Origin of the sequence: Pseudorhizobium tarimense, from assembly GCF_022968135.1 — a bacterium.
GTDB lineage: Bacteria > Pseudomonadota > Alphaproteobacteria > Rhizobiales > Rhizobiaceae > Neorhizobium > Neorhizobium tarimense.
Window position 1 is genome coordinate 116,803 of record NZ_JALJRA010000013.1, and the last position, 25,031, is coordinate 141,833.

General features: G+C 62.0%; 24 protein-coding genes and 1 tRNA gene. 11 read left to right on the forward strand and 14 right to left on the reverse strand.

Features of this window, described 5'->3' with window-relative positions:
- Positions 1-84 precede the first annotated feature (84 nt).
- Complete coding sequence (locus MUU54_RS16660) at positions 85-984, reverse strand: ribokinase (protein WP_247245145.1); 900 nt, start codon at positions 982-984, stop codon at positions 85-87.
- A 50-nt stretch (positions 985-1,034) separates the two neighbouring features.
- Positions 1,035-2,237: a DNA recombination protein RmuC gene (locus MUU54_RS16665; protein WP_247245146.1), complete on the reverse strand. Its 1,203-nt coding sequence runs from the start codon at positions 2,235-2,237 to the stop codon at positions 1,035-1,037.
- Positions 2,238-2,363: 126 nt separating this feature from the next.
- Here MUU54_RS16665 and def point away from each other — a divergent pair, with 126 nt between their 5' ends.
- Genes def through truA form a run of 3 tightly spaced genes read left to right on the forward strand, consistent with a single transcriptional unit; the run spans position 2,364 to position 4,624 of the window.
- A complete protein-coding gene (gene def / locus MUU54_RS16670) occupies positions 2,364-2,879 on the forward strand; it encodes a peptide deformylase (protein WP_247245147.1) in 516 nt (171 codons plus the stop codon).
- Between the two features lie 54 nt (positions 2,880-2,933).
- The gene (gene fmt, locus MUU54_RS16675) at positions 2,934-3,869 is read left to right on the forward strand and encodes a methionyl-tRNA formyltransferase (protein ID WP_247245148.1); all 936 of its coding nucleotides are present in this window, start codon (positions 2,934-2,936) and stop codon (positions 3,867-3,869) included.
- Positions 3,869-4,624 carry a tRNA pseudouridine(38-40) synthase TruA gene (gene truA, locus MUU54_RS16680; RefSeq protein ID WP_247245149.1) on the forward strand — a complete coding sequence of 252 codons (756 nt, stop codon included), beginning with the start codon at positions 3,869-3,871 and terminating at the stop codon, positions 4,622-4,624. The genes fmt and truA overlap by 1 nt, the downstream gene beginning before the upstream one ends.
- A 3-nt stretch (positions 4,625-4,627) precedes the next feature.
- Here truA and MUU54_RS16685 read toward each other — a convergent pair whose 3' ends face one another.
- Genes MUU54_RS16685 through dapD form a run of 3 tightly spaced genes read right to left on the reverse strand, consistent with a single transcriptional unit; the run spans position 4,628 to position 7,268 of the window.
- Positions 4,628-5,224, reverse strand: coding sequence for a hypothetical protein (locus MUU54_RS16685; RefSeq protein WP_247245150.1), 597 nt, complete (start codon positions 5,222-5,224; stop codon positions 4,628-4,630).
- Positions 5,208-6,404 (reverse strand): succinyl-diaminopimelate desuccinylase, encoded by a 1,197-nt coding sequence (dapE, locus tag MUU54_RS16690; protein WP_247245151.1) that lies wholly within the window; start codon positions 6,402-6,404, stop codon positions 5,208-5,210. The genes MUU54_RS16685 and dapE overlap by 17 nt, the downstream gene beginning before the upstream one ends.
- 9 nt (positions 6,405-6,413) lie before the next feature.
- A complete protein-coding gene (dapD, locus tag MUU54_RS16695; protein WP_247245152.1) occupies positions 6,414-7,268 on the reverse strand; it encodes a 2,3,4,5-tetrahydropyridine-2,6-dicarboxylate N-succinyltransferase in 855 nt (284 codons plus the stop codon).
- A gap of 139 nt (positions 7,269-7,407) precedes the next feature.
- Here dapD and MUU54_RS16700 point away from each other — a divergent pair, with 139 nt between their 5' ends.
- Positions 7,408-8,268, forward strand: coding sequence for an LOG family protein (locus MUU54_RS16700; protein ID WP_247245153.1), 861 nt, complete (start codon positions 7,408-7,410; stop codon positions 8,266-8,268).
- A 64-nt stretch (positions 8,269-8,332) separates the two neighbouring features.
- On the opposite strand, the gene MUU54_RS16705 is transcribed toward MUU54_RS16700, so the two are convergent.
- Together MUU54_RS16705 and MUU54_RS16710 are read right to left on the reverse strand one after the other, a co-directional pair.
- Positions 8,333-8,959 (reverse strand): EF-hand domain-containing protein, encoded by a 627-nt coding sequence (locus MUU54_RS16705; protein ID WP_247245154.1) that lies wholly within the window; start codon positions 8,957-8,959, stop codon positions 8,333-8,335.
- Between the two features lie 100 nt (positions 8,960-9,059).
- A complete protein-coding gene (locus tag MUU54_RS16710; RefSeq protein WP_247245155.1) occupies positions 9,060-9,770 on the reverse strand; it encodes a pyrimidine 5'-nucleotidase in 711 nt (236 codons plus the stop codon).
- A gap of 101 nt (positions 9,771-9,871) precedes the next feature.
- Here MUU54_RS16710 and MUU54_RS16715 point away from each other — a divergent pair, with 101 nt between their 5' ends.
- The gene (locus MUU54_RS16715; RefSeq protein WP_247245156.1) at positions 9,872-10,786 is read left to right on the forward strand and encodes an EamA family transporter; all 915 of its coding nucleotides are present in this window, start codon (positions 9,872-9,874) and stop codon (positions 10,784-10,786) included.
- A 5-nt stretch (positions 10,787-10,791) separates the two neighbouring features.
- On the opposite strand, the gene argB is transcribed toward MUU54_RS16715, so the two are convergent.
- The 5 genes from argB to rpmH form a co-directional block, all read right to left on the reverse strand.
- Positions 10,792-11,679, reverse strand: a complete 888-nt coding sequence (gene argB / locus MUU54_RS16720; RefSeq protein ID WP_247245157.1) for an acetylglutamate kinase — start codon at positions 11,677-11,679, stop codon at positions 10,792-10,794.
- Positions 11,680-11,760: 81 nt separating this feature from the next.
- Positions 11,761-12,420, reverse strand: a complete 660-nt coding sequence (gene yihA / locus MUU54_RS16725; protein WP_247245158.1) for a ribosome biogenesis GTP-binding protein YihA/YsxC — start codon at positions 12,418-12,420, stop codon at positions 11,761-11,763.
- A 127-nt stretch (positions 12,421-12,547) separates the two neighbouring features.
- Positions 12,548-14,341: a membrane protein insertase YidC gene (gene yidC, locus MUU54_RS16730; RefSeq protein ID WP_247245159.1), complete on the reverse strand. Its 1,794-nt coding sequence runs from the start codon at positions 14,339-14,341 to the stop codon at positions 12,548-12,550.
- Positions 14,338-14,730, reverse strand: a complete 393-nt coding sequence (gene rnpA / locus MUU54_RS16735) for a ribonuclease P protein component (RefSeq protein WP_247245160.1) — start codon at positions 14,728-14,730, stop codon at positions 14,338-14,340. Before rnpA ends, yidC begins: the two co-directional genes overlap by 4 nt.
- 26 nt (positions 14,731-14,756) lie before the next feature.
- Positions 14,757-14,894 carry a 50S ribosomal protein L34 gene (gene rpmH, locus MUU54_RS16740; RefSeq protein ID WP_239998537.1) on the reverse strand — a complete coding sequence of 46 codons (138 nt, stop codon included), beginning with the start codon at positions 14,892-14,894 and terminating at the stop codon, positions 14,757-14,759.
- 454 nt (positions 14,895-15,348) lie between these two features.
- On the opposite strand from rpmH, the gene MUU54_RS16745 reads away from it, so the two are divergent.
- The 3 genes from MUU54_RS16745 (at position 15,349) to MUU54_RS16755 (ending at position 19,287) form a co-directional block, all read left to right on the forward strand.
- Positions 15,349-17,436: a methyl-accepting chemotaxis protein gene (locus MUU54_RS16745; protein ID WP_247245161.1), complete on the forward strand. Its 2,088-nt coding sequence runs from the start codon at positions 15,349-15,351 to the stop codon at positions 17,434-17,436.
- 136 nt (positions 17,437-17,572) lie between these two features.
- A complete protein-coding gene (locus MUU54_RS16750; protein WP_376742123.1) occupies positions 17,573-19,075 on the forward strand; it encodes an ATP-binding protein in 1,503 nt (500 codons plus the stop codon).
- Between the two features lie 135 nt (positions 19,076-19,210).
- A tRNA-Arg gene (locus tag MUU54_RS16755) sits at positions 19,211-19,287 on the forward strand.
- Positions 19,288-19,346: 59 nt separating this feature from the next.
- Here the strand turns inward: MUU54_RS16755 and MUU54_RS16760 are convergent.
- Positions 19,347-20,276, reverse strand: a complete 930-nt coding sequence (locus tag MUU54_RS16760; RefSeq protein WP_247245162.1) for a tetratricopeptide repeat protein — start codon at positions 20,274-20,276, stop codon at positions 19,347-19,349.
- Between the two features lie 209 nt (positions 20,277-20,485).
- Between MUU54_RS16760 and pyrC the strand changes: the two genes are divergently transcribed.
- From pyrC to MUU54_RS16775, 3 genes are all read left to right on the forward strand, one after another.
- Entirely contained in the window at positions 20,486-21,523 is a 1,038-nt protein-coding gene (pyrC, locus tag MUU54_RS16765) for a dihydroorotase (protein WP_247245163.1), read from the forward strand.
- Positions 21,524-21,626: 103 nt separating this feature from the next.
- On the forward strand, positions 21,627-22,322 hold the full coding sequence (locus tag MUU54_RS16770) for an orotate phosphoribosyltransferase (protein ID WP_247245164.1): 696 nt from the start codon (positions 21,627-21,629) through the stop codon (positions 22,320-22,322).
- Between the two features lie 57 nt (positions 22,323-22,379).
- The gene (locus MUU54_RS16775) at positions 22,380-23,306 is read left to right on the forward strand and encodes a carbohydrate kinase family protein (protein ID WP_247245165.1); all 927 of its coding nucleotides are present in this window, start codon (positions 22,380-22,382) and stop codon (positions 23,304-23,306) included.
- A gap of 43 nt (positions 23,307-23,349) precedes the next feature.
- Here MUU54_RS16775 and pgi read toward each other — a convergent pair whose 3' ends face one another.
- Complete coding sequence (pgi, locus tag MUU54_RS16780; RefSeq protein ID WP_247245166.1) at positions 23,350-24,975, reverse strand: glucose-6-phosphate isomerase; 1,626 nt, start codon at positions 24,973-24,975, stop codon at positions 23,350-23,352.
- Positions 24,976-25,031: the final 56 nt, after the last annotated feature.

Sequence of the window (25,031 nt, forward strand, 5' to 3'; positions counted from 1 at the left end):
AAGGGCAGCCAAAGGCCGCAGCCGCTGCGACGGTATCCCGCGTCCATTAATTTTGAATAAAATCTATGGTTCTGCGTCGGCGGCTCAGAGCCGCGCCGCAACCTCATCTGCAGTCGGAATTGCTGGCTGGGCGCCTGGCTTGAGGCAGGCGAGCGAGCCGGCGACGGCGGCGCACCGGAGCGCATCCTGGAATGCGCGGCCCGCGTCCAGCCCCGCTGCCAGATAGCCGCAGAACGTGTCTCCGGCACCGACGGTGTCCAGCGGCGTGATCTTCAGGCCATGGACCTTGTACAGTTGGCCCTCGCGCGCCGCGATGACGCCGGCGGCTCCAAGCGTGATGATGAAGGTTTGACCGGTCTGCTCTTGCATCGTCCGCAGGGCTTCTTCCCTCTCCGATGGGCTCATCTCGGTGCCTCCGATCAGCAGCTCGAACTCGGTCTCGTTTGCGATGACCACATCCGCCAGCTTCGCCAGCCGCGCGGCATCATCGGTCAGCGGTGCGGTGTTGAGGATTGAGGTCACGCCCTTCGCCTTCGCCGCGACAAGCGCCGCCTCGACCGAACCGGCGGGAATCTCGAGCTGAAGCATCAGTACGTCCTCTGGACCCATCGCCTCGATTGCGTAACGCGCCTGCGCCTGGCTGACGGTGCCGTTGGCAGCAGGTACGACGGCGATCATGTTCTCGCCCGTGCTGCCGACGAGGATGAGAGCAGTACCCGTTGGACCGTCCACCCTAGCAACGGAGCTGAGATCAACCCCTTGCTGGTCCAGGAGCGCGAGAGCTGGCCCGGCAAATTCATCCTTGCCGACAGCGCCGACCATCCGTACGTCGCTTCCTGCCCGTTGCGCCGCAAGCGCCTGGTTTGCTCCCTTGCCTCCGGCCGCTGTCGAAAAGCCTGTCCCGGCAACCGTTTCGCCCGGTTCGGGAAGGCGGGTGGTGGTGGCAATCAAGTCCATATTGATGGAGCCGAGGACGGTAATCATGAAGTACTCTCTTTGCGTCGCCTAAACGGTGGCGACACTGCCCGAGGCGCTCACTCCTCGTCAACAACCCGCAGCTTCAGCAGACCGGTGCGGCTCTCCACCGCCCGCGGCAGTTCGCGGTCGTCCGGCGTGGCGACATCGCGCGCCTGTTCGAGCTCCAGGGCTTCGATCTTCGCACCGCGCCTCACGAGCTTGTCCGAAGAGGTGAGGATCTGCTCCACGTCCCGCTGCGCCGCCAGGAAATGCCCCTGCAGCTTTCGCGTCCGCTCGTCGAGCCGTGACAGATCCTCCATCAGCAGCGCCACTTCTCCCTGGATCAGATGTGCCTGCTCGCGCATGCGCTGGTCTTTCAGTACCCCCTGGATGACCTGGATCGACAGCATCAGAAGCGACGGCGAGACGATGACGATCCGGGAGCGCTGCGCTTTCTGCACCACCGCATCGAAATGCTCATGGATCTCAGCAAAGATGGATTCTGATGGCACGAACAGGAAAGCCATCTCCTGCGTTTCGCCATTGATCAGGTACTTGTCCGCGATGTCACGAATGTGCACCTCCAGGTCCCTGCGAAACTGCGCGGCCGCTGCCTTGCGCGCTTCAGGCACCGTAGCCTCGCGGATTCTGTTCCACGCCTCCAGCGGAAACTTCGCGTCGATTGCGAGCGGCGGAGCGCCGTTCGGCATCCGGATCAGACAGTCCGGCCGCTTTCCGTTGGAAAGCTGCGCCTGGAATTCATAGGCTCGCAGTGGGAGCCCGTCCGCGACGATTGCCTCCATCCGTCCTTGGCCGAAGGCGCCACGGGTCTGCTTGTTGGACAGGATCGCCTGCAAGCCGACAACGTCCTTGGCGAGCGTCTGGATGTTGTTCTGCGCCGCATCGATGACAGCAAGTCGCTCCTGCAGGAGCCGCAGGTTTTCGTGCGTCGTCTTCGTCTGCTCGGTAATCGTGCTGCCGAGCCGCTGGCTCATGCCGTCGAGGCGCTGGTTGACCGCGACGTTGAGTTCGGATTGTCGCTGCGACAGCGTTTCCGTCATGTGGGCCAGCCGGCCCTGCATTTCCGCCTGGGCCCGCATCAGTTCCGCAAGGCGTGCCTCCGACTGCGCCGCCTGGCGCGAAAGCTCGGCACGTCGCCTCCGAGAGGTCAGGCCGACAAGAAACGCAATGGCCAAGAGAGCAAGGCCCCCAAGTGCCGCGAGACCTGCGGGATGCGAAGCGCTATCGAGAAGGCGGGAAAGGGAGGTAGAGCTATCCATGGCGCGAACACTAGCAGATATTTTCTGGCGCGATAGATCAAAGGGTGAACATTGTGGGAAGGAAGCTTCCGGTCTCCTCGCTGCAATCCTGTTCCATCACCGAAAAAGATGCGCTATGGGAGGCGCATGACGATCAAGCCTCTTATCATCCTTCCCGATCCGCTCCTTCGCCAGGTTTCCAAGCCGGTGGAGCAGGTCGATTCTGAAATCGCGCGTCTCGCCGACGACATGCTCGAAACCATGTACGATGCCCCCGGCATCGGCCTGGCCGCTATCCAGATCGGCGTGCCGCGGCGCATGCTGGTGATCGACGTCTCCAAGGAGGATGAAGGCAAGAAGCCTCTGGTCTTCATCAATCCTGAGATCATCGCCTCTTCGGACGAGCGTTCGGTCTATGAAGAAGGCTGTCTCTCGATTCCGGATTACTATGCCGAGGTCGAGCGCCCGGCGACGGTCACCGTCAACTTCGTCGACCGCGAGGGGAAAGAGCAGACGATCGAGGCAGATGGACTGCTGGCCACCTGCTTGCAGCACGAGATCGACCACCTCAACGGGGTTCTCTTTATCGACCATATCTCGCGGCTGAAGCGGGAAATGGTGATCAAGAAGTTCACCAAGGCAGCACGCTCGCGCACGGCCTGAACGGCAGCCAAGGTGGTGCGGCAGGCCAGTCGCAAGAGAGAAGACAGGATCGCCATGACGCTCCGCATCATCTTCATGGGAACGCCGGAGTTCTCCGTCCCGACGCTCCGGGCACTGAAGGAGGCGGGTCACGAGATCGTCGCCGTGTACAGCCAGCCGCCGCGGCCCGGCGGACGCCGGGGCCTTGATCTGCAGAAATCCCCGGTTCACCAGGCGGCCGAGCTTCTCGGCATTCCGGTTTTCATCCCGTTGAATTTCAAGGACGAGGCGGACCGCGAACAATTCCGGCTGCTGAACGCCGATGTCGCGGTGGTCGTTGCCTACGGTCTCCTTCTGCCGGAGGCCATCCTCAATGGTACGAGGCTCGGCTGCTACAACGGCCATGCGTCGCTGTTGCCGCGCTGGCGCGGTGCCGCCCCGATACAGCGAGCGATCATGGCCGGCGACAAGAAGACCGGCATGATGATCATGAAGATGGAGAAGGGCCTGGACACCGGCCCGATCGCCGTCGCGCGCGAAGTTGCCATTGGAGAGAATACAACGGCTGGCGAGCTCCACGACCAGTTGATGCTGGTCGGCGGACGCGCCATGGTCGAGGCGATGGAGAAGCTTGAAGCCCGCGACCTGCCGCTTACGCCGCAGCCGGAGGAGGGGGTGCTCTACGCCTCCAAGATCGACAAGAGCGAGACGCGGATCGACTTCGCCCGCGCAGCCTCCGATGTGCACAATCACATCCGTGGTCTTTCGCCCTTCCCAGGCGCCTGGTTCGAGGTGGAGATCAACGGACGGTCAGAACGGGTGAAGGTTCTGACGTCGGAGCTGGCCGAAGCGGAGGGCGAAGCGGGCACAGTGCTGGATGATAGTCTGACCATTGCCTGCGGCAGCGCCTCGGTGCGGCTTGTTCGTTTGCAGAAGGCCGGCGGTAAGCCGCTTGCCTCCGCCGATTTTCTTCGCGGCACGCCGCTGCCTGCCGGCACGAGGCTTGGCTGATGCCACGCTTCCGCATGACCGTGGAATATGACGGCACATCCTATGTCGGCTGGCAGATGCAGGAGAACGGCCATTCGGTCCAGGCGGCCCTGCAGAATGCAATCCTGTCGCTGACCGGCGAAACTGTGTCCATCCGCGGCGCCGGACGCACCGACTCCGGCGTCCATGCGACGGGTCAGGTCGTTCACGCAGACCTGTCCCGGGACTGGAAGCCTTACACGCTGCGCAATGCGCTGAACGCGCACCTGGGAATGGCAGGCGAGAAGGTCGCCATCGTCGATGCCAAGGCGGTCGACGAGAGCTTCAATGCACGCTTCTCTGCGATTAAGCGACACTATCTCTACCGCATCATCAATCGTCCCGCACCCCTGGCGCTCGAGGCGAATCGTGCATGGTGGGTGCCGAAGGTCCTAGACCACGAAGCGATGCACGCCGCAGCCCAGATGCTGGTCGGGCACCACGACTTCACCACCTTCCGCTCCGCCCACTGCCAGGCGACGAGCCCGGTCCGAACACTCGACCGACTAGACGTGAGACGAGAGGGAGATCTCATAGAGATCCGCGCCTCCGCCCAAAGTTTCCTGCACAACCAGATCCGCTCTTTTGCTGGCACGCTGAAGCTGGCTGGAGAAGGGAAGATGTCGCCGGAAGACGTCAGGGCGGCGCTAGAAGCCAGGGATCGCATGCGCTGTGGCCCGGTTGCGCCGCCGGAAGGCCTCTACTTCATGAAGGTCGATTATCCGGGCGACATGTAAGGATCAGCCGGGGTAGATCCCGAGGAAGCGCTCCAGCGTGTCCGACAGGAGCATCGTAGGCACGATCAGCACCATGGTCAGCGTCGCGACCATCAGCGGGTGCGGGCCGCAGATCATCCGAAAGATCCTGGAGATCGAAAAGATCAGCGTGAGCATCAGGAAGAGCCAGAGCAGCGACAGGATGCCGGTCGCTCCGGGAGAAAGGATCAGCAGCAGGCTGAGCAGGCCGTAGGCATAGGAGAAGGGCACGGAAAGCCAGTTCACCGCCACGACCATGGCGTAATACTTCCGACCCAGCGAAAGCCCCCAGGCCAGGAAGCCGATCAGGATCAGCGGGATGAGCCAGTTGGCAAGCTCCAGCATGGCGAGGCGGAAGAAAAAGATGCCGCCGAGTTCGGTGTCGCTTGGCATGCCGTGCAGGTAGAGCATGCGCCACCAGAACCAGGAGACCGCCATCGCCGGCAGGCACCAGACAAAGGCCCAAAAGGACCGCATCAGTCCGCGGTCAGAAATATCCAGTCGCTTCAGTCCGGCAGCATCGCCGTGGACGAGAAGCAGAAGACCTGAAAGGTAAAGCTTGACCTCAAGCAGCCCGGGCATTGTCGAACCAGTTGGCGATAAAGGTGCCGTAGATATCCGTCAGGGTCTCCAGATCGGCCACCGAAACACGTTCGTCCACCATGTGCATTGTCTGTCCGACGAGGCCGAACTCCACCACCGGACAATAGTCCTTAATGAAGCGGGCGTCTGACGTGCCGCCGGTCGTGGAGAGCGCAGGCGCCCGGCCCGTCACCTTCTCCACGGCTCCGGACAGGGAGGCAATCAGCCCGTTGTTGCGCGTCAGGAAAACGTGACTTGGCCGTTCGTTCCAGACGATGTCGTAGCGCACCGGCTCGCGCCCCGGGCGAAGCTCGCTATCGGCCGCGGCGTGATCGAGGCGCCGGATGATTTCCGCCTGCAGGCTTTCTGCCGTCCAGCTGTCGTTGAAGCGGATGTTGAAGGCAGCAGTCGCCTTGGCCGGAATGACGTTGACCGCCGGATTGCCGGTATCGATCGTCGTTACTTCGAGGTTCGATGGCTGGAAATCCTCCGTCCCGTGATCAAAGGGCTTATCCATCAACGCCCGCGTCAGCTGCAGCAGACCGCGCAGCGGGTTGTCGGCGAGGTGCGGATAGGCTGCGTGACCCTGGACTCCATGCACGGTGATCCGTCCAGACAGCGAACCCCGGCGACCGATCTTGATCATGTCGCCTAAGGCGTCCGGATTGGTCGGTTCTCCGACGAGGCATGCGTCCCAGGTTTCGCCCTTCTCGGCAGCCCAGGAGAGCAGCTTCTGTGTGCCGTTGATCGCCGGGCCTTCCTCGTCTCCCGTGATCAGGAAGGAAATTGACCCGTCAGGCGCGCCGACCTTCTCAATATGTCGTGCGACCGCAGCAACGAAGCAGGCGATGCCGCCCTTCATGTCGACGGCGCCACGCCCGAACAGCATCCCGTCTGCGATCTCGGCCGCGAAGGGCGGGTGCGACCAGTCGGCATCATTGCCAGGCGGTACCACGTCCGTATGGCCGGCGAACATCAGGTAAGGGCCGGTGCTACCGATCCGGGCGTAAAGGTTCTCCACGTCCGGCGTTCCGTCTGCCTTGGCCACCATGCGCTCGACCTTGAAGCCGAGCGGGGCCAGCATGGACTCCAGCGCCGACAAGGCGCCACCCTCGGCCGGGGTGACCGAGGGGCAGCGGATGAGGGCCTGAAGGTTCTCGACCGGGTTGGTGGCAAGCATGGCTGTCGATCAGTCCCGCAGAAGTTCGTTGATGCCGGTCTTTGAGCGGGTCTTCTCGTCGACGCGCTTGACGATCACGGCGCAATAAAGGCTTGGACCCGGCTCGCCATTCGGAAACGGCTTGCCCGGCAGAGTGCCGGCAACGACGACCGAATAGGGCGGAACCTCACCGTAGGTGATCTCGCCGGTCGCGCGGTCGACAATCTTGGTCGACTTGCCGATGAAGACGCCCATGCCGAGCACCGAGCCCTCACGAACGATGCAGCCCTCGACGACTTCCGAACGGGCGCCGATGAAGCAGTTGTCCTCGATGATGGTCGGACCCGCCTGCAGCGGCTCCAGCACGCCGCCAATGCCGACCCCTCCCGACAGGTGCACATTGGCGCCGATCTGGGCGCAGGAGCCAACGGTGGCCCAGGTGTCGACCATGGTGTTTTCGCCGACATAGGCGCCGAGGTTGACGAAGGAGGGCATCAGAACCACGCCCTTGGAGACATATGCGGAGCGACGCACGACGGCGTTCGGAACGGCACGGAAACCGGCGGCGCGGAACTGGTTCTCGCCCCAGCCTTCGAACTTGGACGGCACCTTGTCCCACCAGGTGGAAGCACCTGGGCCGCCCTTGACGACTTCCATGTCGTTGAGGCGGAAGGACAGAAGAACAGCCTTTTTCAGCCACTGGTTTACGGTCCAGCTGCCGTCCGATTGGCGCTCGGCAACGCGGGCCTTGCCGCTGTCGAGAAGGTCGAGAGCCGCATCGACGGCGTCACGGATTTCTCCCTTCGTGGAAACCGAAACGCCGTCCCGCTGTTCGAAGGCGGACTCGATGGTGGTCTCAAGGGAGGCGAGATCCGAACTGCTCATTGCAACTCCTTAACGTCATGTCGGTAGGAATGGAGTGGGATGGCCTGGCGGCTGGCCAAATGGTGCTAATTGCTCTAAGCGACCGCCACCCCACCGTCAATGTGAATTGGCGCACTGCGCCGGAGATGGAAGGCAGGTAATGGCCAAGGTGAAGAATGACGGCCCGCGACGCAAGGATGGTGTCTGGGACCCGTTGAAGGACAGTTCGACAGACAGGCGCAGCGCTGAGGGGGTGCCCAAGACCCCGCAGTCGATGTCGCCGTCCTACCGCCTTGCCTATGCCGACGACGACTTCCTTTGCCGCGAAGAACTGCGGCCCGTTCGCCTTCAATTGGAACTGCTGAAGGCGGAGATGATCCTCGCAGAGCAGGGCATCAAGTCCACGGTCGTTCTGTTTGGCGGCGCCCGTATTCCGGCGCCGGGGCAGGCGGCCTGGGCCGCGCGCAACGAGACGCAGCGCAAGAACCTGGAGGAAGCCTCGGTCTATTACGAGGAGGCGCGCAAATTCGCCAGTCTATGCGCCCGCCACGGGGAGCAGTACGATCATCAGGAATACGTCGTGGTGACGGGCGGTGGACCGGGCGTCATGGAGGCGGGCAACCGCGGCGCAGCCGAAGCGGGCGCGCCGACCGTTGGCTTCAACGTCGTCCTGCCTCACGAGCAGGCGCCCAATCGTTACGTTACGCCCGAACTCAGCCTCAACTTCCACTACTTCGCGATCCGCAAGATGCATCTGATGATGCGCGCCAAGGCGATTGCGATCTTCCCAGGCGGGTTTGGCACCTTGGATGAGATGTTCGAAGGGCTGACGCTGATCCAGACCGGTCGCATGGAGAGAATACCCTTCATCCTCTTCGGCAAGGAATTCTGGCACAGGATCATAAACTGGCAGGCGCTGGCGGATTTCGGAACGATTGCTCCGGAAGACATCGAGCTCATCAACTTCGTCGATACGGCCGACGAGGCATGGAAGATCATCGGCGACTTCTACGAACATTAAAGCGCGAAAAGCCCGCCCCGAGGCGGCGGGGCGGGCTTCGCACACATGCCGTTACTCGGGGCGACTAGAAGGGGCGATCCGGCATGTCGTCGATGCTGATCACGCCGTCGCCGTTGCGATCCATCCGTTCGAACATCTTATCGACGGCGGCAGTGACCTCGGCCTTGCTGAACTGGCCGTTCTCATCCGTATCGGCCTGGCGAACCAGGTGGAAGCCGCCCATCTGGGCGCCCATCCGGCCGTGATGCATGCCCCAGCGCCCGCCATCGTGCCGGCGCTCTCCGCGATCTCCGCGCGGACCGGGACGTTCCTCTGAACCCCCGTCTTCATCGTTCTGCGCCATTTCCTTCTGACGCTCTTCGCGACGCTCGGCGCGCTCCTTGCGGAAGTCTTCCATCTTGCTTTCACGATAGGCGCGCAGCTCGCCCGGGATCAGAGTGCCGTCCTTGTCGGCGTCAACCTCGGCGAAAAGGGCTTCCTGTCGTGCCGAGACTTCTTCCTTGGTGATCTTGGCGTCCTTGTTGGCGTCCGCCGTCTTCAGAAGACGCACGAACGTCAGTTCCTGCATAGCACTGCCTCTGCCGCCGTGACGGCCAGGGCCATCGCGGCCGGGGGTGGCGAAGCTTGGTGCAGCCGTGCCGGCGACCAGGGCAGCGGCGAGTGACGCCAGGATAAGCTTGCGGGTCTTCATGAAGAGGCTCCTTCCTCGGTTGCTCTTCGCTTCAAGCTATGGCGGCCCCTGAGGAAGAACCACTTAAACATCCGTAATGTGGATGAACTTTCGGTAAGGTTCAGCGCCATGTCAGGCCGGCAAGAAAGCCGGCGAGGTCGTCGGTGACGTAGTCGATATGATCGTCTTCCTCCGAAAAGACCTCCCACCGCTCCATGAGCACGTCGTCTAGGTTTCGCGGCACCAGCAGCACGGTACGCATCCCGAGCGCTTTCGGCACCTTGAGGTTGCGCGGCAGGTCCTCGAACATGGCTGCCTGCCGCGTCTCCACCCTATGAAGCGCCGCGAACTTGTCGTAGGTCGCACCCGCTGGCTTGGGCACGTAATCGGCCGCGACGATGTCGAAGATGTCGTCAAAGTGGTCGAGGATGCCGAGCGCGCGGGCGGCGGCTTGCGCATGCGGCACGCTCCCATTGGTAAAGATGAACTTGCGGCCCGGGAGCGCCTTGATCGCTTCGCCCAGTTCAGGATGCGGCAGGAGCGCCGAATAGTCGATCGCATGCGCACGCTCAAGGAAGTCGTCGGGATTGATGCCGTGGTTCAGCATCAGGCCCTGCAGCGTCGTTCCGTGCTCGTGATAGTAGCGCTTCTGCAGCGCCCGGGCCTCGTCCGGCTCAAGCTGCAGAAGCTCCGCCACGAAGGCGCTCATGTTCTTGTCGATCTGGGCGAACAGGTTGACGTGATGCGGGTAGAGCGTGTTGTCGAGGTCGAAGACCCACTCCGTCACATGGGAGAAATCGGCGGGCTCGGGAGAGGTCCTGGGCTTGGTCATGCCGCCTTATGCACCCTGACGCTGCAAAAGAAAACGCTCAGGTCCAAACTCTGGCCAAACGGACCTTGGCGGAATCTCCGGCCGATGCTATCGGCGAGAGAATGGAACTCTGGATCCCCATTACCATCGCCTCCGCCTTCCTGCAGAACATGCGATCGGCCCTGCAGAAGCACCTGCGTGCGCGCCTGAACACAACGGGCGCCACGTTCGTGCGCTTCGGCTACGGCGTTCCGTTCGCCCTCTTTTACATGGCGGTTCTCGATTATGGCCTCGGACGCGCCATGCCAGTGCCCAATCTTGCCTTTTGGATCTGGGCGGTGGTCGGCGGCGGGGCCCAGATTGGGGCGACCTTCCTGCTGGTCTACATCTTCGCCTTCCGCAACTTCGCCGTCGGAACCGCTTATTCGCGTACGGAGCCTGCCCAGGCAGCGCTTGTGGCGCTCGTGCTGGTTGGTGAAACGGTGACGGTGGGTACGATCATCGCCATCGCGATCTCCGTCGTCGGTGTGATACTCATCTCGGTGGCAAGAACAGAGCTGACGGTGAAATCGCTGGTTACCTCTGTCGGCAGCCGTACGGCGGTCTTCGGTTTGCTCTCCGGCTTCCTCTTCGGCATCTCGGGTGTCTCCTACCGCTATGCCTCCTTATCGCTCGCTCCAAGTCTCCCGGCAGCCGATCCGGTTGTGCAGGCGGGCTACACCCTCCTGATTGTCATCATCATGCAGGCGGTGGCGATGCTGTTCTGGATCTGGTGGAAGGATCGCGCGCAGTTGTCGCGGATCGGTCAAGCCTGGCGCCCGGCGCTCCTGGTTGGCTTTGTCGGCGCAACCGCGTCCTTCGGCTGGTTCACCGCCATGACCCTGCAGCCGGCGGCCGTGATCAAGGCGCTGGCGCAGATCGAGATGCTGTTCACCTTCGGATCGTCGGTTCTGGTCTTCAAGGAGCATGTCAACCGGCTTGAGATAGTCGGCTGCCTGCTGATCGTGCTGGGGATCCTTGCGCTCATCCTGATCTAGCGAGATCAGGGAACGATCAGCGTTCCGGCACCGTGCTCGGTGAAGATTTCGAGCAGCACGGAATGCGCCGTCTTGCCGTTGAGGATGACGACACCCTGGACGCCGGCCTTGATCGCGTCGATGCAGGTCTCGACCTTCGGGATCATGCCGCCGGAAATCGTGCCGTCCTTGATCAGCGCGTGGGCTTCCGCCACCGAAAGCTCCTTGATCAACTGCTTGTTCTTGTCGAGGACGCCGGGAACGTCCGTGAGGAACAGCAGGCGCGTCGCACGCAATGCGCCGGCGATTGCGCCGGCAAAGGTATCGGCGTTGATGTTGTAGGTCGCACCGTCGCGGCCCGGGGCAACCGGGGCAATGACCGGGATCATCTCAGACTTGGCGAGCAGGTCCAGAAGCGTTCGGTCGACCTCGACCACCTCACCAACGAAGCCGAGGTCAAGAACCCGCTCGATGTTGGAATCCGGGTCGATAATGGTCTTCTTCGCCTTTTCGGCGAAGACCATGTTGCCGTCCTTGCCACAAAGGCCGATCGCCCATTCGCCGGTCTGATTGATGAGCGCGACGATCTCCTTGTTGATGGAGCCTGCAAGCACCATCTCGACGATCTCGACCGTCTTTGCGTCGGTGACGCGCAGACCGCCCTCGAACTTCGACTCGATCCCCATCTTGGAGAGCATCGCCCCGATCTGCGGCCCGCCGCCGTGAACGACGATCGGGTTGACGCCGGACTGCTTCAGGAGCGCAATATCGGCAGCGAAGGCCTTGCCAAGCGCATTGTCGCCCATGGCGTGACCGCCATATTTCACAACGATGGTCTTGTTCTCGTAGCGCTGCATGTAGGGCAGCGCCTGGGCCAGAAGTTGTGCCTGAAGTTCGCTGTCCGATGCGGTCATGGAGGGTCCTCGTCGATCTGGGTGCGGCGCCTTGTAGCGCAAGTTCTTGCGAGAAGGAACAAGCTCGCTGGAAGTTCCGCCTCAGGCAGGATAGCCGACGGTTTCGATGATCTCCCGCCGCAACTCGTCCAGACCCTTGCCCTTCTCGGAAGACGTCGCGACGATCTCCGGATAGGCTGCTGGCCGCTTACGGATCTTCTCCTGCGATTCCGCAATAAGCCGCGGCACGCGAGCCTCCTTGATCTTGTCGGTCTTCGTCAGCACGATCTGATAGGAGACCGCGGCCTTGTCCAGAAGGTCCAGCACCTCCTCGTCGTTCTTCTTGATGCCGTGGCGGCTGTCGATCAGCACGTAAACGCGCTTCAGCGTTGCGCGGCCGCGCAGATAGTCGAAAACGAGCTTGGTCCAGGCGTCCACCTGGTCCTTCGGCGCCTGTGCATAGCCGTAGCCGGGCATGTCGACCAGCGCCATCGGCGGCAGGTCGTCACCTTCCCCCGAATAACCGCCGGGGACGAAATAGTTGAGCTCCTGCGTACGCCCCGGCGTATTGGATGTGCGTGCCAGCCCCTTGTGCCCGACCAGCGCATTGATCAACGACGACTTGCCAACGTTCGAACGTCCCGCGAAAGCAACCTCAAGCGGACCCTCCGGTGGGAGGAACTTCAGCGACGGCACGCCGCGGATGAAGATCCAGGGGCGGCCGAAGAGCGGCTTGTCGTCCGGGGTCGTGGTGGCGTGCATCGTCACATCGTCCTGTCTTTGTCGAGGGGCAGGGCATCCGGCTTTTGCATCCGCTTGTCAAGCAAAGGCGTCAGACAGCGCATCCCTCAAAGAAAAGCCCCGGACGAGGCCGGGGCTTTGAGGATCGCTATTTGTTGGGCGCCGGTTTTCGTCGGAACACGCTCTTGATGTTGTCGAAGAGCTCGATCTTGGCCCCATGCCGCTTCATGATCAGCGCCTGCTGGGTGATCGAGAGCGTATTGTTCCAAGCCCAGTAGATCACCAGCCCGGCCGGGAAGGTCGCCAGCATGAAGGTAAAGATGAGCGGCATCCAGTTGAAGATCATTGCCTGGGTTGGATCCGGCGGCGTAGGGTTCATGCGCATCTGAAGCCACATCGTGACACCCATGATCAACGGCCAGACGCCGATCATCAGGAAGTGTGGAACGTCGTAGGGCAGGAGACCAAACAGGTTGAAGAGCGACGTCGGGTCCGGCGCCGAAAGGTCCTGGATCCAGCCGAAGAACGGTGCGTGGCGCATCTCGATGGTCACATAGATCACCTTGTAGAGCGCGAAGAAGACCGGGATCTGCAGCAGGATCGGCCAGCAACCCGCGATCGGGTTGATCTTCTCCTCCTTGTAAAGCTGCATCATGGCCTGCTGCATGGCCATGCGGTCATCGCCATGCTTTGCCTTCAGCTCTTCCATCTTCGGCTGGACCCGCTTCATGTTGGCCATCGAAGCATACTGCTTGCTGGCCAGCGGGAAGAAGATGGCCTTCACGACGATCGTCGTCAGCAGGATGGCAACGCCGAAATTGCCGAAGTAGCGGAAGAAGAAGTCCATCAGGTGGAACATCGGCTTGGTGATGAAGTAGAACCAGCCCCAGTCGATCAGAAGCTCGAAGCGCGGGATCGAGTACTGCTCTTCGTACTGATCGACCAGCGGCACTTCCTTTGCACCGGCGAAAACGAGGTTGGTGACTTCCGCCGTCTGGCCGGGTTCTACCGTCAGCGCTTCGCTCCGGTAATCCGCCTGATAGCGGGGCTGCCCATCGGTGAAATGCGAGAAGCGCGATACATAGGAAAGTGCCTGCGGCGGAACGATCGTTGCCGCCCAGTACTTGTCGGTGATGCCGAGCCAGCCCCCGGTCGCCGTATCGTTGGCAACGGCTTCTTCCTCGATGTTGCCGTAGCTCTCCTCAATCAGACCGCGCTCGCCGAGCACGCCGATGAAGCCTTCGTGGATAACGTAGACGGAGGGCGTTGCAGGCTTGTTGTAGCGCGTGACGCGACCGTATGGGGCGAGCGTCAGGGCTTCGCCTGTTGCATTCTCAATGCTGTCCTTCACGGTCAGCATGTAATGCTCGTCAACGGCGATTGTACGCGTGAAGACGACGCCCTTCTCGTTCGTGTAGCTCAGCACGACCGGGGTATCGACCGTCAGCTTGTCGCCGCTCTCAAGCGTCCACTGCGTCGCAGGCCCCGGCACCGAGCCGGAGGTCTCGCTCTGTACGAAGCCGAGTTCGGTGAAGTACCCGCCTGAAGTATTGGCAGGCGAGAAGAGGGTGATGATCGGGCTCTCTTCGTCCACGGTCTCGTGGTACTCGCGCAGCTTCAGGTCGTCGAAACGTGCGCCAACGAGGTTGATCGAGCCGGAAAGCGCAGGCGTTTCGATGGCAACACGCGGACTTGCCGCCACGGCCTGCTCGCGGTTCTGCGTCGCTTCCGCCTGGCTTGCGCCGGGAAGCATGCCGCTGATCGTCGAGCCGGGGCTTTCAGGGGCAACGGGCCTCGGTGCCTCGCCTTCCAGCGCCTGCTGGGCCTCGATGGCGCGCTGCTGCGCCTCCATCCGGGGGTTCATATAGAAGAACTGCCAGGCAAGGACGATCACAACCGAGAGGGCGATCGCAATGAAGTAATTGCGGTTTTTTTCCATCATGCTTTCCTGGAACGGGTCTCCTCGGACCGCTTCTGTTTAGGCCGTGTCTCGATGCGATCGACAAGCTGTGCGGTCAGTTCCGCGAAGGGTACCGTCAGGACCTCCCGTCGCGCGACAATGACATAGTCGTGTCCCGGCTTCATTGCAAACGCGGCAGAATGTCTGACCGCTTCTTTCAGGCGGCGCCGCATCCGGTTTCGCTCGACGGCGTTACCTTGCTTCTTCGTCACCGTGAACCCGACGCGGGCCGGGGTCTCCGGCTCACCGCGATCAAGCACCTCGACAAGGAAGTTGCGGCCCCGGCGCGCCTCTCCGGCGCGCACGGCAAGAAACTGCGGCCGGCTTTTCAGCCGCCCGACAGCGAATTCTTCTTTTCGGTCAGTGGACATCGCCCGACTGACGGGCGCTCCCGGCCTTAGGCCGAGAGACGCTTCCGGCCGCGCGCGCGACGAGCTGCAAGAACCTTGCGCCCACCGGCAGTCGCCATACGGGCACGGAAGCCATGACGGCGCTTGCGGACAAGCTTAGACGGTTGGAACGTACGCTTTGACATTTATTTTGATACCGCGGTGTGCGGCCCTTCTTGAGATGCCCTTAAGGCAACAGCGTTTCGGAGACGTCCGGCCATGGCCGCGCACTCGCGCAAGCCGTAAGGCTGAACGTGCGCGGCTTATAAGAGGACTCTGCCAAGCAAGTCAATTCCTCGACCCTTCGTATCGGAAATATGACTGTGCCGGTTAACCAATCACTGCGCCAATCTCATCCGCGAGTACACCGCTAAAATGAGGGATAATAGTTCATAGTTTCGACCATAAACGCGAATTTGAAGTCGAATCTGCCATTCGCGTCCCAGTCTTAGCAATGGAATTCTCCGCACGAGCGTCTCTAGCCGTCGCCTCAGCTACAAGCATTTCTTAAGCCATCTGTGCCAAATCTTGTACTGAGCAGGGATACTCGTCGACGTGGCCGTTCTCTGCATTCGAAAGGTGCTTGATAAAGGGACTGAGATGAAAATCCGAGGCAAGATAAATCTCCTGGTCGGTCTGATGAGTGCGGTGGCGTTCATCGTAGGCGGACTGTCGCTCTTCGCTCTGTCGGAATACCGAGAGCGGATGCATGCCTATGAGGCAGCCGCGCATCGTGCCCACATGGGTGAGAGCCTGAACCGCCTCGTGACGGCCGTGGTCATGGATGCCCGCGGTATCTATGCCTCTAAGAATACCGAACAGGCAGCCAAGTTCGGCGAAGGCGTGATGAAGAGCCTCGACAGCATGGACAAGCTCCTCGCGGAGTGGAAGCCGACTGTCCCTGAAGCTCAGCAGGCGGCCTTCCAGAATCTGACGCAGCGCGCTTTGGAGTTCAGAACCTTCCGCTCCGAGACCGTCCGGCTAGGCACAGAAGTTGGTCCCGAAGCGGCCAACGAACAGGGCAACAACGAAGCGAACCGCAGCAATCGCAAGGCCTTCCAGGCCGAGATCGATGGCGTCGTTAAGGCTGACCTTGCCGAGCTGGATGCAGTTGATGCCGAACTAGACGGCTTCAGCAGCTCGATCATCTTCCTCCTTGAGGCGGTAACGCTGCTGGGCGTCGGCGCGGGCGCTATTTTCGGTTTCTACCTCGGCCGGCGGCAGCTCAGTGGTCCGATCACCGAGATCACGGACTGCATGAAGAAGATTGCCGCTGGCGATTTCTCCATCGCAGTTCCCTCGATGGGGCGCGACGACGAGATCGGCGAAATGGCAGCAGCTGTGGAAGTGTTCAAGCAGAACGGCATTGAAGTCGCCCGCATGAACGAGCAGGAAAGCGGCAGCCGCGCGCGCAGCGACGATCTGCGCCAGCGCATGGAAGCGGTCGTCGGTGCCGCCGTGGAGGGCGACTTCACCAGGCGCATCGACAAGCAGTTCGGCGAACCGAGCCTCGACAATTTCGCCCGCAACGTCGACAATCTTCTGAACGCGGTTGAGGCGGGTGTCTCGGAGACGGGGCGTGTCGCACAGGCCTTGGCAGCGGGGGACCTGACGACCTCGATGTCCGGTCAATTCCGTGGTGCATTCGCGGAACTCCAGTCGAACGTCAATACGGCAGTCGAGAGCCTGCGGACGGCCATGCAGAATGTCCGCCTCAGCACCGGCACCATCAACAGCGGGTCCAATGAGCTGAGTAGCGCCACCAACGACCTCTCCAAGCGCACCGAGCAGCAGGCTGCGGCTCTGGAGGAGACCTCTGCCGCTCTGGACCAGATCACTGCCGTGGTGCGCACCTCGACCGAGCGTGCTCAGGAAGCCACCGTCATGGTTGGCGAGGCAAAGGAAAGCGCCGTTGAATCCGGTGCGGTCGTCCGCAGCGCAGTTCAGGCGATGGAACGCATCGAGCAGGCTTCGCGGGAGATCACCCAGATCACCAACGTGATCGACGAGATCGCCTTCCAGACTAACCTCCTGGCGCTCAATGCAGGGGTTGAGGCTGCCCGTGCAGGTGAAGCCGGCAAGGGGTTCGCCGTCGTCGCCCAGGAAGTACGAGAGCTCGCACAGCGTTCGGCAGCTGCCGCCAAGGACATCAAGGGTCTGATCACCAAATCCGGCGAGGAAGTTGCAGGAGGCGTCCGTCTCGTCCAGAAGACCGGCGAGGCGCTGTCGGAGATCGAAAGCCGGGTGCTGCGCATCAATGACCACATCCATTCGATTGCAGTCGCTGCCAAGGAACAGGCAACGGGCCTGCAGGAGGTCAACACCGCCATCAATCAGATGGATCAGGTGACGCAGCAGAATGCCGCAATGGTGGAGGAAACCTCAGCGGCCACGCAGAAGCTCTCTTCCGAAGCCGAGGGGCTCTACTCCATGGTCTCGCGCTTCAACATCGGAAGCGGCGACGTACAATCTGTGCAGGTGGCGACCACCCGGCAGGCCGCCGCCGCGATGGCGACCAACCGCCCGGCCGCGCCGAAGCCTGGCCGCCCTGTTGCAGCCTCGGACCAGCCAGCGCGTGTCTCGCCTGCGCGTGCCATGACCGGCAAGATCGCCAAGGCCTTCGGCCTCGGCGCCCCGGCAGCAGCTGCCTCCGCCACGGCGGCAGAGGCAGACTGGGAAGAATTTTGAACCACGACAGGTTCTTCAACGTATAAGGCCGGAAGCACAGCTTCCGGCCTTTGTTTGTACAGGGTGGGAAAGCTGCTAAAAGAGGATCGGGGGCGCAACTGGAAGGGCGTGGCTCAGGGGGAGCGAACGTCGGAGGCTGGAGAACCGCATGAGCGGTGACGCGCAGATTGACTTTGAGCCCGCTCCGGCCCGGAGTGCACCCGAGCCGATGCCCGGCTTGTTCCGCGGCCTTTCGGGTCGGCTGCTCTGGATGACCGTCGCTTTCGTGATGCTCGCGGAAGTGCTGATCTTCGCGCCTTCGGTGGCCGGCATGCGGATGAACTGGCTGCGGGACCGATTGGATACGGCGGCGGCAGCAGGCATTGTCATCGACGGTCTGCAGCCCGCCGATCTTCCTCGCAGCGTGCAGGACGATACCCTTCTGGCGACGGGTACGAAGGTGATTGCACTGCGCAAGGACGGGACGTCACGCTTGCTTGCTGCCGTGGACATTCCGCCACAAGTCGATGACCAGTATGATCTCGCCGACGTGCCGTTGCTGGTATCCATTCGCGATGCGATGGACACGCTGTTCTTCGGCGGCGGCAAGGTCATGCGCGTCTTCGGCCCGATCGGCGAAAGCGACATGATCATCGAGCTGGTGATGACCGACGACGCTCTGCGCAAGGACATGCTGCGTTACTCCCGCATGATGTTCACGCTGTCGCTGGTCATCTCGCTGATTACCGCCGTCCTCATCTTTCTCGCCATCAACCGCATGATGATCCGGCCGATCCGAAACCTGACGCGCAACATGCAGCAGTTCTCCGAGCGTCCCGAGGAGCCGCAGCGGGTCTTCCGTGGCGACGATGCGAAGGGAGAGCTTGCGGTGGCCGGCCGGCACCTCGCGGCGATGCAGGTGGAACTTCAGCGCACCCTGAAGCAGCAGAAGAACCTTGCCGACCTCGGTCTAGCAGTATCGAAGATCAATCACGACATGCGCAACATCCTGGCTTCGGCGCAACTGATGTCGGACCGCCTCGTCGATGTGGAGGATCCGATGGTGCGCAGCTTTGCGCCCAAGCTTCTCCGCACGATCGACCGCGCTGTCGGTTACACCAGCGAGGTCCTCTCCTACGGGCAGGCGACGGAGGCGGCGCCACGGCGACGCATGGTCCGTTTCGTCGACCTGTGCCAGGACGTCCGCGATATGTTGGCAATCGACCCGGACACCGGTATCGAATTCGTGGAGCAGGTGGCGTCGGATCTGGAGGTGGATGCCGACAGCGAGCAGTTGTTCCGCGTGATCCACAACATCTGCCGGAACTCCGCTCAGGCCCTGATGGCATTTCATCCGGAGGATGCGGCGACCATACGCCGGATCACGGTATCGGCTCAGCGCATTGGCAGCGTCGTCAGCATCACCATTGATGACACGGGCCCCGGCATGCCGCGCAAGGCCCGCGAAAACCTCTTTGCTGCTTTTAGGGGTTCTGCACGTTCCGGCGGCACGGGGCTGGGCTTGGCCATCGCTCGAGAGCTGGTGCTCGCCCACGGCGGCACGATCGCATTGGTGGAGAAGCCGGGGCCAGGCACCCAATTCCGCATCGAGGTCCCGGACCAGCCCGTTGCTTTGGACGACTACAGAGCCCGCGCCTGAGCCGGCGATGCCTACAGACCCTGGAGTTGCGGGGCCTCTGCCAAAAATTCAGTTTCTTCCGGAAAATCGCTTGCAATCCTCAAGAGGACGCTTTAGAGGATCGCCCACGCAAGCGGCGCCGCCGCATTGCCACACGCACCCGTAGCTCAGCTGGATAGAGCACCAGACTACGAATCTGGGGGTCAGGAGTTCGAATCTCTTCGGGTGCGCCACTTCTTCCTGGAAACTGCGACCTTCGCCCGCTGCCGAGCTCGGCCCGCAGCTGGATCCGTCAGATCTCCCTAGCGAGGCTCGCCGGACGTTCGATGTCGCCGTCCTTAAGCACCAGCGTTCGCATTCCTTCGTCAAGCGCGGCCACGGCAGATGGGGGCGCAAGCACGCCGGCTTGCTGCAACTCCATCAGGCGCGTCGCGCCGAAAAGGTCGCCATTCTCGGCAGCCTTGGCATAAAGCTCTGCGGCCTGCTGAACGTCAGGTTCGATCCCTTCGCCCGTTTCCAGCATGATGCCGAGATTAACCATGGCATCCACGTTGCCGCGGGCTGCAGCAAGGTCATACCATGCGATAGCCGTCTGATCGTCGGCGGGAACTAGAGTGCCCTCGTCGTAGATGACCGCGATGTTGAAGGCAGCCGTGTCGTCACCGGCTGCTGCGGCTTTCTGGAACCAGTGAAGGGCCTTTTCCGCATCAGGAGCAGTGCCCAGTCCATCACGATAGGCCACGCCGAGATTGTAGGAGGCAAGGACATTGCCGCTCTCGGCCGCCTGGCTATACATCTGGAATTCCGCTTCCGCATCTCCAAGGCGGCCCATCAGCATCCCGAAGTTCACCTTGGCGGCGGGATAGTCGGCGTCGACCGCTGCCTGATATGCTGTCATGGCTTCATCGATCTCTTGAGCCTGGTTCAGGGCGCGGCCCAACTGGTAAGCGAAGCGCGGGTTGCCGGTCGCGTTGAACGCGATACGGCAGGAGTCAACGGCCTGGAGGTCGATCTCGCCAACGGCAACAGGGCTGAAAGCGCCGTTGCGCTGGTTGTCATTCGGGCTGCCCGCCAAGCGATCGCAGTCGTCCAGGACGGACTGCGCGACTGTGCTCACATGTGCTTCTTCGGCTCCTGGAGCAACGGCCATGGACAAAAGAACGGCAGCCGTGCTGGAGATAAGTGCAAAACCCCTGTTGACTTTCGATATGGGGGATTTCATTGTGCGCTCCGATTCACATATTCTTCATTTTTGGTAATCGAACGCTCGAATCGCTAACCGGTTCCTTGGAGCGCGCGTGTTCCCGTTGCCGCAGCCCCTTCCAGTCTTCACCTTTTCGTAATTCGCTCTGCACTCGTCCGCGGCGACTGATTGTTTCTGCCGCGGGATTGATGCTATGCGAGCGCCAGAGACGACTGCGAAGGCAACCCATGAAGACGCTTACCATCCGCCGCCCTGACGATTGGCATCTGCACCTGCGCGATGGCGACGTGCTAAAGGGCGTTATCGGCGACACGAGCCGTCACTTTGCCCGTGCGATCATCATGCCGAACCTGGTGCCGCCGGTGGTGACCACTGCCGATGCCGCTGGCTATCGGGAGCGCATCCTTGCCGCCGTGCCTGCGGGTGACCGCTTCCAGCCGCTGATGACGCTTTACCTCACGGAAGGCACGAACCCGGACGATGTGGCCGCAGGCAAGGAGAGCCGGCTGATCACGGCGGTCAAGCTCTACCCCGCGGGCGCAACTACCAATTCCAGCAGTGGCGTGCGCAACATCGACAATGTCATGCCCGTGCTGGAGCGGATGGCAGAGGTCGGCCTGCCGCTCTGCGTGCACGGCGAGGTGACGACGTCGGACGTCGATATCTTCGACCGGGAAGCCGTGTTCATCGAAACGGTGCTTGATCCGCTCCGCCAGCGTCTGCCGGAGCTGAAGATCACCATGGAGCACGTCACCACCAAGGACGGCATCGACTATATCAGGAGTGCCTCGGCCAACCTCGCCGGCACGATCACAACCCATCACCTTATCATCAATCGCAATGCCATCCTCGTCGGCGGCATCCGGCCACATTATTATTGTCTCCCCGTCGCCAAGCGCGAACATCATCGGCTGGCGCTGCGCTCCGCCGCCACTTCGGGAGACGCGCGCTTCTTCCTCGGCACCGATTCCGCGCCGCACGTCGACCCGCTCAAAGAGTGCGCCTGCGGTTGTGCCGGCATCTACACAGCGCCCAATACGATGAGTTGCCTTGCCCATGTGTTCGAGGAGGAGGGAGCTCTAGATCGCCTCGAAACCTTTACCTCCCTCAATGGGCCGGCCTGGTATGGCCTTCAACCGAACGAAGAGACGATCAGCCTGGTGAAGCAGGACAAACCGGTCACCTATTCACCCCGCTGCGATACGGGCGCCGGACCGATCACCGTTTTCGATCCCATGTTCCCGCTCTACTGGAAGGTTCAGTAAAAGAAGGGCTGCTGCGGTCTGTTCCTCAAGGCCGGCTGGCGTCGTGTCTTGGGTCCTGCTATGGCGCATACGCAGGCAGGGCGTCAGCAAGAGGAGCGGCAGCATGATCCACACCACATTCCCCGATCGCACCGTCATGGCAGAACTGATGGCCAAGATGCTGTGGGAGATCAAGGGGGTTCACTTCAACGCCCAGCAGCCATACAAGCTGTCGTCGGGCATGATGAGCCCCGTCTATATCGACTGCCGCAAGCTCATCTCCTTCCCCAGGATACGCTCGACCATCATGGATTTCGCAGCCGCCACAGTGATGCGCGACGCCGGCTTCGAGAAGTTCGATTGCGTGGCAGGCGGTGAAACGGCAGGCATCCCGTTTGCCGCCTTCCTGGCAGAGCGGCTCGGCCTGCCGATGATCTACGTGCGCAAGGCACCAAAGGGCCACGGTCGCAATGCTCAGATCGAGGGGCACATGCCGGAAGGAGCACGGGTGCTGGTGATCGAGGACCTGACGACCGCCGGCGGCAGCATGTTCAAGTTCATCGATGCCATCCGCACCGCCGGAGGCACAGTAGACCACGGCGTCGCACTCTTCTTCTACGATATCTTTCCGGAGGCGCAGGCGCGCTTCTCCAGGGGAGAGGTCCAACTGCATCACATCGCCACTTGGCGCAACGTGCTTGCGGTCGCGCGTGCCGATAAGCTCTTCGACGACAAGACGCTCGCAGAAGTGGAAGCTTTCCTGGATGCCCCGCTCGCATGGTCGGGCCGCAACGGCGGCGTGAGCGAGCTTTCGCTCTAGGCAAGCGACAAAAGCTCACGTAATGCGTCGAAGGCACATGGCAGTGGGAGGACTATTATGATTGTATGCTGTGGCGAGGCGCTGATCGACATGCTGCCGCGCGAGACGACGCTGGGGGAAAAGGGGTTTGCCCCCTATGCCGGTGGCGCCATCTTTAACACCGCGATCGCCCTTGGTCGCCTCGGCCAGCCGACCGGCTTCTTCACCGGTCTTTCCGATGACATGATGAGCGACATCCTCCGCGAGACCTTGGCGGCAAGCCATGTCGATTCCAGCTTCGCGGCCGTCTCCTCCCGCCCGACCACCATCGCCTTCGTCAAGCTGGTCGACGGTCAGGCGAGCTACGCCTTCTATGATGAAGGCACGGCAGGACGCATGATCACCGAGGCAGACCTGCCGACGCTCGGCGATGATTGCGAGGCGCTGCACTTCGGCGCGATCAGCCTCATTCCGGAACCCTGTGGCTCGACCTACGAGGCCCTGATGGCGCGCGAGCACGAGAAGCGCGTCATTTCCTTCGACCCAAACATCCGTCCCGGCTTCATCAAGGACAAGCAGAAGCACCTCGATCGCCTCGCCCGCATGGCCGCGATGTCCGACATCATCAAGTTCTCCGACGAAGACCTGGACTGGTTCGGCCTAGAGGGCGACGATGACGCCCGCGCCCGCTATTGGCTCTCCGGCGGCGTGAAGCTTGTGGTTCTGACCCGTGGCGCCGAAGGCGCAACCGCCTACACCAGCCGGTTCAAGGTCTCCGTGCCGAGCGAGCGCGTGACGGTGGTCGATACCGTCGGTGCCGGCGACACCTTCGATGCCGGCATCCTTGCCTCCTTTAAGATGCAGGACCTGCTGACGAAGGAGAAGGTGGCAAGTCTGACCAGAGATCAGGTGAGGGCGGCCCTGGCACTGGGGGCCAAGGCAGCCGCCGTCACGGTATCGAGGGCAGGAGCCAATCCACCATTTGCCCACGAGATCGGCCTCTAAGACACCTCTGGCCGCTTCTGCTGCCGAAAAAAAGGGCCGCGCCCTAGGCCTTCAGTTCCGCCAGCGCCTTCACCAGCCCTTGCGTCGAAGAGTCCTGCCCTTCGGCACTCTCCTTGCCTTCGACGATCGGCAGTAGACCGGTAGCCAGTTCCTTGCCAAGCTCAACGCCCCATTGGTCGAAGGAGTTGATGCGGAAAAGCACGCCTTCGACAAAGACCCGGTGCTCGTAAAGCGCGATCAGGCGACCGAGGGCAAAGGGAGTCAGCTTCTCGTAGACGAAGGTAATCGACGGACGGTTACCGGGGAATACGCGGTGCGGGGCAATGAAGCTCGCCTTCGTCTCGTCCATACCCTTCGAGGTCAGCTGCGCCTTCGCTTCCTCCAGCGTTCGGCCCTTCATCAGCGCCTCGGATTGGGCGAGGCAGTTGGCGATCAGCAGTTCGTGCTGGTGCCTCAGATCCGGTTCAAAACCGTTCGCGGCGATCATGAACTCGGCCGGAATGACCGTCGTGCCCTGGTGGATGAGCTGGTAGAAGGCGTGCTGGCCGTTGGTGCCGGGCTCACCCCAGACGACGGGGCCGGAATCCCCGTCCACCGGCGTTCCGTCGACGGTGACACCCTTGCCGTTCGATTCCATGTCGAGCTGCTGAAGGTAAGCCGGGAAGCGCAACAGCCGCTGGTCATAGGGCAGGATGGCGCGCGAAGGATAGCCGAGCACGTTGCGATGGTAGAAGCCGATGAGGCCGAGCAGCATCGGCAGGTTCTGCCGCACCGGCGCCTCGCGGAAGTGCTTGTCCATGGCGTAGGCACCATCGAGGAAGCGGCCGAAATTCTCGGGACCGATCGCGATCATCAGCGGCAGGCCGATCGCCGACCAGATCGAATAGCGCCCCCCGACCCAGTCCCAGAAGCCGAAGATGCGGTCGCTGTCGATACCGAAGGCCGCCACCTTGTCGAGTGCCGTCGAGACGGCGGCGAAATGATGCTTGACGGCGTCTTCGCCAAGCTTCTCCGCAATGAAGGCGCGGGCCGTGGCGGCATTGGTCATCGTCTCGATGGTGGTGAAGGTCTTCGAGGCGATGATGAAGAAAGTCGTTTCCCCATCGAGCTGCTTCAGCGTGTCGGCGATATGGGCGCCATCGACATTGGACACAAAGTGCGCTCGCGGGCCGTCATGGAATGGCGAAAGCGCGAGTGTCGCCATCACCGGGCCGAGATCGGACCCGCCGATGCCAATATTGACGATGTCGGTGATTGCCTTGCCGGTGGCACCTTTCAGCGCACCGGACCGGATGCCGTCCGCGAAGCGGCCCATGGCCTCCAAGACGGCGTTGACGTCCGGCATCACGTCCTTGCCGTTGACCATGATCGGTGTATTGGCACGATTGCGAAGCGCCGTGTGCAGCACGGCCCGGCCTTCCGTGAAGTTGATCTCCTCGCCAGAGAACATGGCGTCCCGCTTGGCGGCGACACCTGCTTCATCGGCCAGTTGCTCCAGAAGACCCATGACCTGGTCGTTGACGGCGGTCTTGGAGAAATCCATGAGCAGATCGTCGAATGCCACGTTGTAGCGCTCGAACCGCTGCGGATCGTCAGCAAAGGCGGCACGCAGGTCCGTGGCATTGGTGGTGGCGGCGGTGTTCTTCAGGTCTTTGACGATGGCCTGCATGGAGCGTCCTCGTGATCCAGGGGAGGGATGCACGGGAACCTATAAGCTTTCACTTC

Bases quoted from the DNA above. Each gene is read 5' to 3' on its own strand.
- MUU54_RS16660 (WP_247245145.1), bottom strand. From the start codon at position 984: ATGATTACCGTCCTCGGCTCCATCAATATGGACTTGATTGCCACCACC.
- MUU54_RS16665 (WP_247245146.1), bottom strand. From the start codon at position 2,237: ATGGATAGCTCTACCTCCCTTTCCCGCCTTCTCGATAGCGCTTCGCAT.
- def (WP_247245147.1), top strand. From the start codon at position 2,364: ATGACGATCAAGCCTCTTATCATCCTTCCCGATCCGCTCCTTCGCCAG.
- fmt (WP_247245148.1), top strand. From the start codon at position 2,934: ATGACGCTCCGCATCATCTTCATGGGAACGCCGGAGTTCTCCGTCCCG.
- truA (WP_247245149.1), top strand. From the start codon at position 3,869: ATGCCACGCTTCCGCATGACCGTGGAATATGACGGCACATCCTATGTC.
- MUU54_RS16685 (WP_247245150.1), bottom strand. From the start codon at position 5,224: ATGCCCGGGCTGCTTGAGGTCAAGCTTTACCTTTCAGGTCTTCTGCTT.
- dapE (WP_247245151.1), bottom strand. From the start codon at position 6,404: ATGCTTGCCACCAACCCGGTCGAGAACCTTCAGGCCCTCATCCGCTGC.
- dapD (WP_247245152.1), bottom strand. From the start codon at position 7,268: ATGAGCAGTTCGGATCTCGCCTCCCTTGAGACCACCATCGAGTCCGCC.
- MUU54_RS16700 (WP_247245153.1), top strand. From the start codon at position 7,408: ATGGCCAAGGTGAAGAATGACGGCCCGCGACGCAAGGATGGTGTCTGG.
- MUU54_RS16705 (WP_247245154.1), bottom strand. From the start codon at position 8,959: ATGAAGACCCGCAAGCTTATCCTGGCGTCACTCGCCGCTGCCCTGGTC.
- MUU54_RS16710 (WP_247245155.1), bottom strand. From the start codon at position 9,770: ATGACCAAGCCCAGGACCTCTCCCGAGCCCGCCGATTTCTCCCATGTG.
- MUU54_RS16715 (WP_247245156.1), top strand. From the start codon at position 9,872: ATGGAACTCTGGATCCCCATTACCATCGCCTCCGCCTTCCTGCAGAAC.
- argB (WP_247245157.1), bottom strand. From the start codon at position 11,679: ATGACCGCATCGGACAGCGAACTTCAGGCACAACTTCTGGCCCAGGCG.
- yihA (WP_247245158.1), bottom strand. From the start codon at position 12,420: ATGCACGCCACCACGACCCCGGACGACAAGCCGCTCTTCGGCCGCCCC.
- yidC (WP_247245159.1), bottom strand. From the start codon at position 14,341: ATGATGGAAAAAAACCGCAATTACTTCATTGCGATCGCCCTCTCGGTT.
- rnpA (WP_247245160.1), bottom strand. From the start codon at position 14,730: ATGTCCACTGACCGAAAAGAAGAATTCGCTGTCGGGCGGCTGAAAAGC.
- rpmH (WP_239998537.1), bottom strand. From the start codon at position 14,894: ATGTCAAAGCGTACGTTCCAACCGTCTAAGCTTGTCCGCAAGCGCCGT.
- MUU54_RS16745 (WP_247245161.1), top strand. From the start codon at position 15,349: ATGAAAATCCGAGGCAAGATAAATCTCCTGGTCGGTCTGATGAGTGCG.
- MUU54_RS16760 (WP_247245162.1), bottom strand. From the start codon at position 20,276: ATGAAATCCCCCATATCGAAAGTCAACAGGGGTTTTGCACTTATCTCC.
- pyrC (WP_247245163.1), top strand. From the start codon at position 20,486: ATGAAGACGCTTACCATCCGCCGCCCTGACGATTGGCATCTGCACCTG.
- MUU54_RS16770 (WP_247245164.1), top strand. From the start codon at position 21,627: ATGATCCACACCACATTCCCCGATCGCACCGTCATGGCAGAACTGATG.
- MUU54_RS16775 (WP_247245165.1), top strand. From the start codon at position 22,380: ATGATTGTATGCTGTGGCGAGGCGCTGATCGACATGCTGCCGCGCGAG.
- pgi (WP_247245166.1), bottom strand. From the start codon at position 24,975: ATGCAGGCCATCGTCAAAGACCTGAAGAACACCGCCGCCACCACCAAT.